Annotated in this window: 16 protein-coding genes; all 16 read right to left on the reverse strand. The window is 34.8% G+C overall.

Annotated elements, in window-relative coordinates; genetic code table 11:
- Positions 1-201 precede the first annotated feature (201 nt).
- Positions 202-885, reverse strand: a complete 684-nt coding sequence (gene purQ / locus MVE07_RS06735) for a phosphoribosylformylglycinamidine synthase I (RefSeq protein WP_297455630.1) — start codon at positions 883-885, stop codon at positions 202-204.
- Between the two features lie 2 nt (positions 886-887).
- A complete protein-coding gene (purS, locus tag MVE07_RS06740; protein WP_029522712.1) occupies positions 888-1,133 on the reverse strand; it encodes a phosphoribosylformylglycinamidine synthase subunit PurS in 246 nt (81 codons plus the stop codon).
- Between the two features lie 41 nt (positions 1,134-1,174).
- Positions 1,175-2,131, reverse strand: a complete 957-nt coding sequence (gene rfaE1 / locus MVE07_RS06745; protein ID WP_297455633.1) for a D-glycero-beta-D-manno-heptose-7-phosphate kinase — start codon at positions 2,129-2,131, stop codon at positions 1,175-1,177.
- Positions 2,132-2,153: 22 nt separating this feature from the next.
- The gene (gene argC, locus MVE07_RS06750) at positions 2,154-3,188 is read right to left on the reverse strand and encodes an N-acetyl-gamma-glutamyl-phosphate reductase (protein WP_297455635.1); all 1,035 of its coding nucleotides are present in this window, start codon (positions 3,186-3,188) and stop codon (positions 2,154-2,156) included.
- A 93-nt stretch (positions 3,189-3,281) separates the two neighbouring features.
- The gene (gene rpsI, locus MVE07_RS06755; RefSeq protein WP_029522715.1) at positions 3,282-3,710 is read right to left on the reverse strand and encodes a 30S ribosomal protein S9; all 429 of its coding nucleotides are present in this window, start codon (positions 3,708-3,710) and stop codon (positions 3,282-3,284) included.
- An 18-nt stretch (positions 3,711-3,728) separates the two neighbouring features.
- Entirely contained in the window at positions 3,729-4,181 is a 453-nt protein-coding gene (gene rplM, locus MVE07_RS06760) for a 50S ribosomal protein L13 (protein WP_029522716.1), read from the reverse strand.
- Between the two features lie 71 nt (positions 4,182-4,252).
- On the reverse strand, positions 4,253-4,816 hold the full coding sequence (gene raiA, locus MVE07_RS06765) for a ribosome-associated translation inhibitor RaiA (protein WP_297455637.1): 564 nt from the start codon (positions 4,814-4,816) through the stop codon (positions 4,253-4,255).
- Positions 4,813-6,111, reverse strand: coding sequence for an RNA polymerase factor sigma-54 (gene rpoN, locus MVE07_RS06770; RefSeq protein WP_297455639.1), 1,299 nt, complete (start codon positions 6,109-6,111; stop codon positions 4,813-4,815). The genes raiA and rpoN overlap by 4 nt, the downstream gene beginning before the upstream one ends.
- Complete coding sequence (pyrF, locus tag MVE07_RS06775; protein ID WP_297455641.1) at positions 6,104-6,787, reverse strand: orotidine-5'-phosphate decarboxylase; 684 nt, start codon at positions 6,785-6,787, stop codon at positions 6,104-6,106. The genes rpoN and pyrF overlap by 8 nt, the downstream gene beginning before the upstream one ends.
- A gap of 65 nt (positions 6,788-6,852) precedes the next feature.
- Positions 6,853-7,503 carry a uracil-DNA glycosylase gene (locus tag MVE07_RS06780; protein ID WP_297455643.1) on the reverse strand — a complete coding sequence of 217 codons (651 nt, stop codon included), beginning with the start codon at positions 7,501-7,503 and terminating at the stop codon, positions 6,853-6,855.
- Positions 7,500-8,840 (reverse strand): DNA repair protein RadA, encoded by a 1,341-nt coding sequence (gene radA / locus MVE07_RS06785; RefSeq protein WP_297455645.1) that lies wholly within the window; start codon positions 8,838-8,840, stop codon positions 7,500-7,502. The genes MVE07_RS06780 and radA overlap by 4 nt, the downstream gene beginning before the upstream one ends.
- Before the next feature lie 65 nt (positions 8,841-8,905).
- Positions 8,906-9,322, reverse strand: a complete 417-nt coding sequence (locus tag MVE07_RS06790) for a hypothetical protein (RefSeq protein ID WP_297455646.1) — start codon at positions 9,320-9,322, stop codon at positions 8,906-8,908.
- Positions 9,323-9,370: 48 nt separating this feature from the next.
- On the reverse strand, positions 9,371-9,808 hold the full coding sequence (rnhA, locus tag MVE07_RS06795; RefSeq protein ID WP_297455648.1) for a ribonuclease HI: 438 nt from the start codon (positions 9,806-9,808) through the stop codon (positions 9,371-9,373).
- Between the two features lie 2 nt (positions 9,809-9,810).
- On the reverse strand, positions 9,811-10,734 hold the full coding sequence (locus MVE07_RS06800; RefSeq protein WP_297455650.1) for an energy transducer TonB: 924 nt from the start codon (positions 10,732-10,734) through the stop codon (positions 9,811-9,813).
- Positions 10,731-11,138, reverse strand: coding sequence for a biopolymer transporter ExbD (locus MVE07_RS06805; protein ID WP_297455652.1), 408 nt, complete (start codon positions 11,136-11,138; stop codon positions 10,731-10,733). The genes MVE07_RS06800 and MVE07_RS06805 overlap by 4 nt, the downstream gene beginning before the upstream one ends.
- A complete protein-coding gene (locus MVE07_RS06810; protein ID WP_297455654.1) occupies positions 11,138-11,614 on the reverse strand; it encodes a MotA/TolQ/ExbB proton channel family protein in 477 nt (158 codons plus the stop codon). The genes MVE07_RS06805 and MVE07_RS06810 overlap by 1 nt, the downstream gene beginning before the upstream one ends.
- Positions 11,615-11,633 lie beyond the last annotated feature (19 nt).

Consider the following 11,633-nt stretch of genomic DNA (forward strand, 5'->3'; position numbering starts at 1 on the left):
AAGTCATATAGATTTTATTGATATCTTAAATGGGGTTATTCTTGGAATAATTTCTATTTATTTCATATTTAGTTTATTGGTTTCAATAAGTAATCTAATTTTCATGGATATTGTATTTTTTATACTTGTTCTTTTTATGAGTATCATATTGGTATATGCGATTTTCAGATTAAAATAAAAATAAACTAATTATCCATATTTTTAAGCTGAAAGAATTGATTTAAGTATATAAAGTCCGTCTTCACTGCCTAAAATACTTTCTGAAGCTCTTTCAGGGTGGGGCATAAGTCCGAAAACATTTTTGTTTTCATTGCATATACCGGCTATATTTGAAAGTGAGCCGTTTGGGTTTGCGTCCTCTGTTATATTTCCAAATTCATCACAATATCTGAGGATAATCTGGTCATTATCTTCCATTTTTTTCAGTGTGTCTTCTTCAACAAAATAATTTCCGTCGTGATGGGCTATAGGTATTTTTAATACCTGTCCATCTTCACACTGGTTTGTAAATGGGGTGTTGCTGTTTTCAACCCTGAGATACTGGGGTTTACATACAAATTTTCCGTGTATATTTGGCATTAAAGCTCCCGGAAGTAGATGTGCCTCTGTTAAGATTTGAAAACCATTACAGATACCTATAACCAGTCCACCTTTGTCAGCAAACTCTTTAACTGCTGCTGTTAAAGGCGTATGTGCTGCCAGTGTTCCAGGTCTGAGGTAATCTCCAAATGAAAAACCACCGGGAAGGATTATACAGTCATATCCTTGTATATCAGTCTGTCTGTAATCTATAAAATCAACCTCTTCCTTAAGGACATCTCTGATAACCCTGTATGTATCGTAATCACAATTTGAACCGGGATAAACAGCAACACCAAATTTCAACCTCAGTCCTCCACTACTTCAAATTCATAATCTTCTATAATTTCATTTACAAGGGCTTTTTTCGCCATTTCTTTTGCTTCTTCTATAGCTTTCTCTTTATCAGAATGCTGGACATAAACCTCTATATATTTTCCCACCTTAACATCCTTTACATCAGAAAAACCAAGACTTCTGAGATTTTCTGCAACTGCTCTTCCCTGTGGGTCTAAAACTCCTTTTCTTGGTTTTATAAAGAATTTTATAAGCATCAAACACCCCGTTAGTTTTTTTGCTACAAATATAATAACTTTTAGTCAGGTATTAATTCAAGAAGAGTTTCAGGTGGAACAGCTGCCGTTCCAATCTCACCAACTACATAACTTGCAGCATAATTGGCCAGTGATGCTGCCTCTTCCCATGTGGCACCGCTGACCTTTGCCAGTGCAAGAACTGCAATAACAGTATCTCCAGCACCTGTAACATCAAAAACTTTTCTGGCTTTGGCGGGGATTTTTATAACTTTATCTTCTGTAAATAAAGCCATTCCCTCTGCACCAAGGGTTATAAGAAGGTCTTTTATATCAAGTTCTTTTAGGATTTGTTTTCCCACTTCTTCAACAGGAATATCCTTTTCAGCTTTTACACACTGGTAAGCCTCATTTCTGTTAGGTGTCATTGTGGTAATATTTTTATACAGATGAAAATTTGAAGGCTTAGGGTCAACAAATACCGGTTTCCCGGTTTGTTTTAGGTAATCCATAATTTCCTTTGTTATTACACCTTTTCCGTAATCTGAGACAATAACGGCGTCTATTTGCTTTATTATCTGGCTGATTTTTTCTATAAGTTTAGATGATATATTTTCTGGAAGTTTATCTTTACTTTCTCTGTCTATTCTGAGTAGTTGCTGACTTACAGCTATTATTCTGGTTTTTTCTGTGGTTGGTCTGTTTTTATCAATAATGTTAACAGGCTTTATATTTTTTTCTAAAAGAAGCTTTTCAAGGAGTTTTCCATTTTCATCTTCCCCAATAACACCTGATATATAAGAGGAGGCTCCCAGTGTAGATATATTCCATGCCACATTTGATGCACCACCGGGGTTATAGGTTTCCTTTTTTACTTCAACTACAGGAACAGGAGCTTCCGGAGAAATCCTTTCAACCTCACCCCATACATACTTATCTAAAATCAGGTCTCCAACTATCAGAATGGATTTTTCAGGAAATTTTTGTATTATTTCCTTTGCCCGCTTTTTTGTAATCAATTTTCACCTTTAAAGCTGTGGTTTATGGAAAGAGTATAGATGTATCAGACAGATTTTTCAAAATATATTCTTCATCTCTGCCAGTCATGAGATTAAAATTTTGAACTGCCTGTGTTGAAGCACCTTTTCCTAGATTATCAATCGCAGTTATTACAACTGCCTGTCCGGTTTTTTCATCTTTATCAACATAGATATCGCAGTAGTTAGAACCAATAACATTTTTTATCTGTGGAGGAGTATCACAAAATCTTATGAAGGGCTCATATCTATACTCAAGTCTATATAGTTCCACAAGTTGCTGTTTGGAAAGATTTGTTTTGTAAATAACAGTTGATGTCATTCCTCTTGATACAGGAAGAATATGCGGAGTAAATCGGACAGTTATAGAGTCTCCATAAATATTTTTCAAAACATCTTCCATCTCCGGTATGTGTCTGTGTTTTATTGGGGAATATGCATAAGCGTTTCCAAAAGCTTCAGGGTAATGAAATTGTTGTTTAAGGCCTCTACCTGCACCTGATATACCGGAAAGAGCATTAACCACAACATTGTTTTCTGCGATTACTTTTTCTTTTACTGCAGGATATAAAGCAAGTAACGTTGCTGTAGGATAACAACCAGGATTTGCAACAATATCTGCTTGTCTTATCTGTTCCCTGTATATTTCAGGTAAACCATAGGCAGCTTTAAGGAGAATATCAGGGTATTTATGCTCAAATTCATAGTATTCAGGATAAGCTGCAGGATTTTTTATTCTGTATGCAGCAGATAAATCTACTACTTTTTTATTCTTTTCTAAAAGTTTTTTTACCAGTTCCACAGATGGTTCATGGGGAAGACACAAGAAATAAAAATCAGAGGCTTCAATATCTGTTTCTTCAGAAAATATAAGGTCTTTTAGTTTTGATGATGAAAAGTGGGGGAATATTTCCTTGAGTTTTTTGCCAGTATATTGACGGGAAATAATTTGATTTATTTCTATATCCGGATAAAGTTGCAAGACTCTAAGGAGTTCTACTCCTGTGTATCCTGAAGCACCAACAATAGCAATTTTCATAAATTAAAACTCCGGAGTTTTATATTAAAAGTATTCGGCAGAAAAGAAAATGTCAAATAAGAAGGGGGAGTATATCCCCCGTAAAAGAGTATATTAACGTTTGGACCATCTGTATTTTGCCCTTGCACCCATCTGAGCGTATTTCTTTCTTTCTTTGATTCTTGCATCCCTTGTAAGAAGACCTGCAGATTTAAGGGATGGTCTGAATTCCGGGTTGTATTCTAAAAGTGCCTTTGCAATACCATACATTATAGCTTCAGCCTGTGCAGGCTTTCCGCTACCTTTTACTGTTGCATAAACATCAAACTTTCCAAGTGTTTCTGTAACAACAAAAGGTCTATTTATTTTTTCTATAAGGATATCTCTTTCAAAGTATTCTTTTCCTTCCCATTCTTTTCCCGAAGAACTTTTTACATATAGTTTCCCTTCACCTGGGAAAATCCAAACCCTTGCAACTGCTTCTTTCCTTCTTCCTGTTCCGTATTTGGCAACTTTTGGGTCTATTTTTACTATCTCAGCCAAGGTTTATACCTCCGTCCTTTAAAAGTTTTTCCAGAGAGCTGTAAGCTCTTCAAGATTTTTTGGATTTTGAGCGTGATGCTTATGCTCATTTCCTGTATAAACTTTTAATCTTTTCATATATCTTTTTTGGAGTTTGTTTTTAGGAAGCATTCTTTCTACAGCCAGTCTAATAACCTCTTCTGGTTTGTGTTCAAGCATCCATTGTAGAGTTCTTACTCTAAGACCACCTGGTCTGTGGGTGTGGTATTGATAAAGTTTGTCTGTAAGTTTTTTACCTGTAACCTGAATTTTATCCGCATTAAGAACTATAACAAAATCTCCAACATCAACATCAGGCTGGAAGTAAGGTTTATGTTTACCTCTTAAAACATTTGCAATAAGTGTTGCAAGTCTTCCTAAGTTTTTACCTGTAGCATCAATTACATACCAATCTCTTTTAACATCCTCTTTGCGAACGTGATATGTTTTCATTATCCTCCTCTTTCTTCTTAAGTATTGTCTAACAAGTCAAAAATTATTACATATTAAGGACTTTTTGTCAATTATGTTCCAGGAACTATAACTCCGTAGTTTCCTGCTTTTTTTCTATAAATAACATTAATCTCTCCTGTTTCTGCATTTCTGAATGGTAGGAAAAAGGCTCCGGTTTCCTCAAGAACCATCATGGCATCTTCAACAGTTAATGGTTTTTCAAGTGGCATTGGTTCCTGAACTATTAAAGGTCTTTCTATACTTTCTTCCTGTGGCATTTGCATTTTTAATTTTTCTGCCCTTGCCAGTCTTCTTGCTTCTTCTTTTCTTCTGCTTTTGAGTCGGACAAGTTGTCTTTCAACCTCGTCTATAACAAAATCTATAGCTGAATAAAGGTCATTACTTTCTTCCCAAGCGTGAATTACACCACCACCGGGAGTATTAAAATATATGTCTATATCAACTCTGTTTCTGTGCCTGTGCTTTTCAAAAGTATAAGTAACCCTTACATTAACTGAATCCTCAGCGACATCAATGTCTTTAATGTAGGGTTTAAGTCTTTCAAGTTTGTGTTCTGTGTAACTTTTAATAAAGTCTGTAACATCAATACCTTTTCCAACATGTTCTACTTTCATCTTCCTATCCTCCTTGTTCTTGAATCTGGTATATTTAACTGTTCTCTATATTTTGTTACTGTTCGTCTTGCAACATTTATTCCCTGACTTTTTAAAATATTCGCTATTTTTTGGTCACTGAGGGGTTTTTTCTTGTCTTCTTTTTCTATTAACTCGGCAATCATATATTTTACTTTTTCTGCAGAGACATCGCCACTGGAAGAAGAAAGTTTTGTTGAGAAGAATGCTTTTAATGGAACAACTCCGGAAGGCAATTGAGCATATTTACCTGAGATTATTCTGCTTACTGTAGATTCATGAAGGCCTACTTCATTTGCAACATCTTTCAAAATAAGAGGCTTCAAATATTCTTTACCTTTTCTTACAAAATCTGCCTGATAGTTTATAAGGAATTCTGCAATTTTTTTAAGATTTTCTCTCCGCTGTTCTATACCTTTTATTATTCCTATTGCTTTTTGTAATTTTTCATCAAGGAATTTTCTGGTTTCTTCAGGCAAATTCTTATCTGATATGAGTTTTCTGTATTCGGTGGTAAGTTTTAGTTTAGGAAGTCCTTTTTCATTTATATGAATCTCAAAACTATCCCCGTTATCATATACATATATGTCAGGTTCAATATATGTTGTTACTTCATCAGAAAATGGGTAAGTAGGATAAGGTTTTAATGTTTTTATGTTTGAAAGTATGTAATCTACTTGCTCTTCAGGATATTTTTGTTTCAGTTTTTCCGGATATGGTATCTCCTCAAAATTCTGGTAAATAATCTCCTTTGCCAACTGGTCATTTCCGAATATCTCAGAATACTGAACCCACAGACTTTCTTTTATATCAAAAGCACCTATACCTGTAGGCTCAAGTCTCATAAATTTCTGTCTTGTTGCTTCTACTAAAGCAACAGGAACATTTAGTTTGTTGGCAATTTCTTCAAGAGAAATATCTAAAAATCCTTTTTCATTAAGGTTTCCTGCTATTTCTTTTGCTATTTCTTTCTTTTCCCCTTCAAATTCAAGCTCAATCTGAAATTCAAGGAGTTCAAGTAGGTCTGGTTTATGGACAAGTTTGTTAGAAAGCCTTTTTTCTTCATCTTCGTCATAATATTTTGATAAATCTCTTATAGGTTCATATTCAGGTTCTAATGTATTAATTTCCTCAAGGAAAGGATTTTCCTCAAGCTCATGTCTAATTGTTTCTTGAAGCTCTAATTTTGGTAAGACCAGCAAAGCAAGCTGTTGCTTCAGACTTATGGTTAAGACTAACTTATTTTGAAGTTTTACCTGAATAGTTGTTTTAAGCATTGTTCATTCTGTTTATTATTTCTTCTATGGCTTTTTTGCTATTTTCTGCTTTTAATATAGGTCTGCCAACGACCAGTATATCTGCTCCCTGGGACACTGCAAATTCAGGAGTTGCTATCCTTGTTTGGTCATCTGTTTTGACAGATGTCAGTCTTATTCCCGGGGTTACAGCTATAAAATTTCCTATTTCTTTTTTTAATTTTTTAACCTCAAATGGAGATGAAACGATACCATCTATACCGGTATTAACTGCTATTTTAGCAAGTTTTAATGCAAGTTCTTCAAGTGAATATTTTGAGCCTATGTAGTTTATATATTCTTCTGAATGACTGGTAAGAATAGTTACCCCAAGAAGTTTTAGGTTTGAATCTCCCCTTGCCTCAACGGCAGCCTTTAACATTTCTTCTCCACCGAGGGTATGGATTGTCAGATAATCAACATTTAAAGAGATTGCAGATTTTACACCATTAAAAACTGTGTTTGGAATGTCGTGTAATTTCAAGTCTAAAAAGACTTCAAAGCCCATATCCTTTATTTTTTGGACAAGGCTTTTCCCTTCTTTTATAAATAACTGATATCCTATTTTTATTATTATGTTGTAGCCCTCTATATCTTCTAATATTTTCAGGGCTTCCTGTGATTCAGGAACATCAAGGGCTAAAGCAAGTCTCCCCACAGATAACTCCTTATACAATTTTTATACCAATTTAATTTTAATAATAGTGTAAGCCAGAGGAAATTTCAATCTGTATAGGCAAGTTCAATTGCCTTTTTAATGTCCTCAAATAGTGTTATCTCAGCATTTGGATTTCTCAGGACATAGGCAGGGTGATATGTCAAATAAAGGAGTTTTCCATTCCAATTTATTACTGAACCTCTTTCTTTGGTTATAGCAACCTGCCTTCCAAGAAATGCCCGTGCTGCTGTAGCTCCCAAAAGACATAAAACCTTTGGATTAATTATCTGAAGTTGTCTTTCAAGATATGGAAAACATGCTTCCATCTCCCAGGGTGTCGGAGTTCTGTTGCCTGGTGGTCTGCATTTACAGATATTTGTTATGTAAAATTCCTCCCGTTTATGACCTGTAGCTTCTATCAGTTTTGTTAAAAGTTTTCCTGCTCTTCCAACAAAAGGTCTTCCCTGCTTATCTTCGTCTCCTCCAGGAGCTTCGCCTATGAACATAAGCTCGGCTTCTGGATTTCCTTCTCCTAAAACTGCCTGCGTTCTGCTTTGATAAAGGTCGCATTTTTTACATTCCTGAATCTCTTTATTTATTTTTTCAAGCTCTTTTATTTTCTCTTCAATACTATTTTTCATCCCTTTCTCCGTGTATATATATTCGTATCCAAGTTCCTGCAGGATTTTAAGATGTTTTTTTAGTTGTTCATTCATTTTAATGCCTCAACAGCCTGCTGTATATTTTTTACTTTTATCAGATTTTTATTATTCATATCTATATTTGCAGGGACAACTATTTTTGTGAAACCAAATTTTTCTGCCTCTTTAATCCTGTGCTCTGTGTAATAAACAGACCTTACCTCTCCGGTCAAACCCAATTCTCCAAAAGCCACAAGATTTTCCGGAACAGGTGTATTCCTCAGGGATGATATTATAGCAAGGGCTACAGGTAAATCTGCTGCAGGTTCTCTTATATCTATTCCTCCTACAATATTTACAAATATATCCCTGTCTTTAAGAAATATTCCAAGCTCTTTTTCAAGAATTGCCGTTATTATTGATAGTCTATTTATATCAAATCCCTGTGTTTTTCTTTGTGGAACAGCATAAACTGTTTTTGATACAAGTGCCTGGATTTCAACTAAAACAGGTTTTGAACCTTCTGTAAATGGAAATATAACGCTGCCTGGTTTACCCTGAGGTCTTTCGGCAAGGAAAAATGAGGATGGGTCTGCAACTTCTTTGAGACCTTTTTCTTCCATTGAAAATACAGATAGCTCTCCTGCAGCTCCAAATCTGTTTTTTATGATTTTCAGAACTCTATAAGCATGACCTCTTTCCCCTTCAAATTGTGCAACTGTATCAACTATATGTTCTAAGACTTTAGGACCGGCTATATTTCCTTCTTTGGTTACCTGTCCTACAAGGACAACAGGAATACCTTTTTGTTTAGCAATTTCTGTAAGTCTTCTGCTAACCTCTCTTACCTGTGAAACAGAACCTGCTATTGACTCCAGCTGTGTGGAATATATTGTTTGAACTGAATCCACAATAACAAAGTCCGGTTTTTCGCTTTCTATGGCATCAAGTATATTTTCAAGGATATTTTCAGATAGGATGATAAGATTTTCTTTTAATGCCTGAATTCTTTCTCCCCGCAGATAAACCTGATGGGCTGATTCTTCCCCTGTAGCATAAAGAACTTTTGAATTATCTGCCATACTAGAGGATATTTGGAGTAAGAGGGTTGATTTTCCTATTCCCGGTTCCCCTGATATGAGAATAACCTGTCCTTTAACAATTCCTCCTCCTAATGCTTCATCTAGGGTTCTTATCCCTGTTGAAATCCTTTCATATTTTTCTTCTATTTTTGCTTTTGTAATAGGAACTGGCCTTGAATATTCTTTCCTTTCAGGTCTAAATGATTTATTAGAACTCTTTTTTTCTTCAACAAGGCTATTCCAGCTACCACATACTGAACATCTTCCTGACCATGTAGGAAAAGTTGCACCACACTCATTACATACGTAAATAGTTCTCTTCTTTGCCATTTGCTATCCTGTTAAATGGATTTAACAGGAATTTAACATAAATCATTTTTTAAATAAAGCAACACTCAGTATTCAATCAGGTCTTCTTTCATGTTGAGAATTTTTATTCTTGGTTCTGAAGATATAAATTCTTTGATAGCCCAGTTTAATTTATGAAGTTCCCTTTCTGGTTTTGGACGTTTGAATAGGGATAGAATCGTGCTTTTGTTTATAAGTTTATATCCTGTGAGAATTCTCCAGGCAAGCATACTTTCTCCTATATCCTGGGCATCCTTCCATATACTATAGATTTTAATATAAAGCTCCATATCCTCTTTAGGAATAGTCAGCTGCCAACTGAACTCTTTTTTTTCAAGTTTTGGTGAAAATCCCTTCCTGGATAAACCTACCATCAGCCAGTTTGCAACACTTCTTCCAAGTGTGCCATCTGTAGTTTCTTCATCCCAGACATTGAACCTGTCTGATTCAATTAAGATTTCCATAATCTCCCCCAATTAATAATGTATCAATATTAATTATATAAGTATAACTCACTCTGAGAATTTTTGTGCTTCTTTTTTTGCTATTTTATCGCAGAGCTCGTTTTCTGTATGTCCTGCGTGCGCTTTAATCCAGATTGGATTAACCTTATGTTTTTGTAATAAGTTATAAATCTCCTCCCACATTTCTCTATGGGCAATTTCTTTTTTGGAAGCGTTTCTCCAGTTATTTTTCTGCCAGTTATAAATCCATTCTGATATAGCTTTAACTACATATTGGGAATCGGAATATAAATCAACCTCACAGGGTTCTTTCAGGGCTTTTAGACCTTCTAAAACGGCTTTTATTTCCATCTCATTGTTGGTTGTTTCTGCTTTACCACCTTTCAGGATTTTTTCATGTTCATTATATCTAAGGAGAGCACACCATCCACCGGGGCCAGGATTTCCAAGGGATGAACCATCTGTAAAAATCTGAACTTTTTTCATTTTCACCATCCTATTATTTCAAATGTTACAGGTAATTCCACGGTTAAATCACCTTTTGGTGGTTTTTTCCCATATTTTTTTGCAAATAGGGGGACATATTTTTTAATTATTTTAACTGCTCCTTTATCAAGAACACTGTAGTTACTGCTTTCTACTATTTTTATTGAATTTTCATCAACTGAACCGTCTGCCTTTATTGTAAATCTGACAATCAGAGAACCTTCTATTCTTAATCGTTTTGCCATTGGTGGATACAAATCTTTCCTTCTTGCCAGCTCATTAAGATATTCTTCAAGGGCTCTTATGTATGCTTGTATATTCTCATCTGTTTTTTTCTTTTCTTTTTTCTCTTCTTCTCCATGTTGATATATAAGCTCTTTTCCTTTTAGAGAAGAAAGATTAAAGTTTTGATTCTGGGAAACATTTTTGTTTTGTTCTGTTGTGTCTTTTGTTTCAGTTTTAGGTTGCTGTTCTACAGGCTGAATTATTTCTTTTTTTGGAGGTTGAGGCTGTGGTTGAGGTTTTTCTACAGGTTTAGGCTGTGGTTTTGGTTTGGTTTTGGGTTTCTTTACAGGTTTTGGACGGGGTTTGGGTTTTATCGGTTTAGGCTTATGTTTTATAGGTTTTGGTTTTTTAGGTTTAGGTTTCACAGGCTTAGGCTTTGGTTTCGGTGGCTTAGGTTTCGGTTTAGGTGCTGGGTTAATTACTTTTTTCTTATGCTGTCCTATCGGGATTTTCTTTTTCGGTTTTGGAACAGCATTTTTTTTCTTTTCAGGCTTCAAAATGTTTATGTAAACAATCTTTTCTTTCTTTTCTGGTTTTTCCGGAGATTTTATATTTGCAAGAACAAGAAATACAATACCGTGAAGAATAATAGATAAACCGAGTCCTATTAATAAAATTTTTGTATCACTGATTTTTTTCAATTTAGTTTTGAGGTTTCTATACTATATTTTTCAAGGCCTAAATCACGACAAGTGTCTATAACAGATACAACCTTCTGGAAAGGTGTATCACGGTCAGCCCTGAGAACAATAACAGGTTTTTTACCTTTTATAAAATTTGATAATTCTTGTTTTAGTTCAGATAACTTTACAGGTTTTTTGTCTATAAAAATTGTTCCGTCTTTTTTTATGGTTATTATGATTTTTTTCTCTGTTACTTCCTTCGCTTCTGAAGTTTTTGCCTGGGGTAGATTAAGGGGTATTTTACCTTCAACTATAAATGTGGCTGTTGCCAAAAAAATAATTAAAACAACCAGTATGATATCTACAAAGGGAGTCATATTTATTTGGGATATTTCTTTGTCTTCATCATCTATAAGTTTCATTATTCCTCCAATTCAAGATTTAAATTTTTTTTATATTCATAAATAAGCAGTATTTTCTTTACCCTTCTTACAAAATAGTTGTAAGCAATAACAGAAGGAATAGCAACAAATAATCCTAAAGCAGTAGCTACAAGAGCTTCTGATATACCGGCCATCACAACTCTTACACCAAATTCAGATGCACGTCCAAGGTCATGGAAAGCCTGGATAATTCCAAGAACTGTTCCAAATAGGCCTATAAATGGAGCATTATTCCCAAATGTGGCAAGAATTCCCAGTCTTTTTTCAAGGGAAAGTTTAAGGGTAATTGGGTCATAATCCATCATATTTTTCTCTATTTTTGGAATCACAATTAGCCTTTCAATCACCACAGCAACACCGATAATACTCATTAAGATTAAAAGATACAGGACAGGTGCTTCACCGATTAAGGCCAGTTTAAGAAAAAACTCTGTTATGTTCACACTCTTCTCCATATTGGTTTCGTAATATAAT

This window comes from Persephonella sp. (assembly GCF_027023985.1).
In the GTDB taxonomy this organism is placed as follows: Bacteria; Aquificota; Aquificia; order Aquificales; family Hydrogenothermaceae; genus Persephonella_A.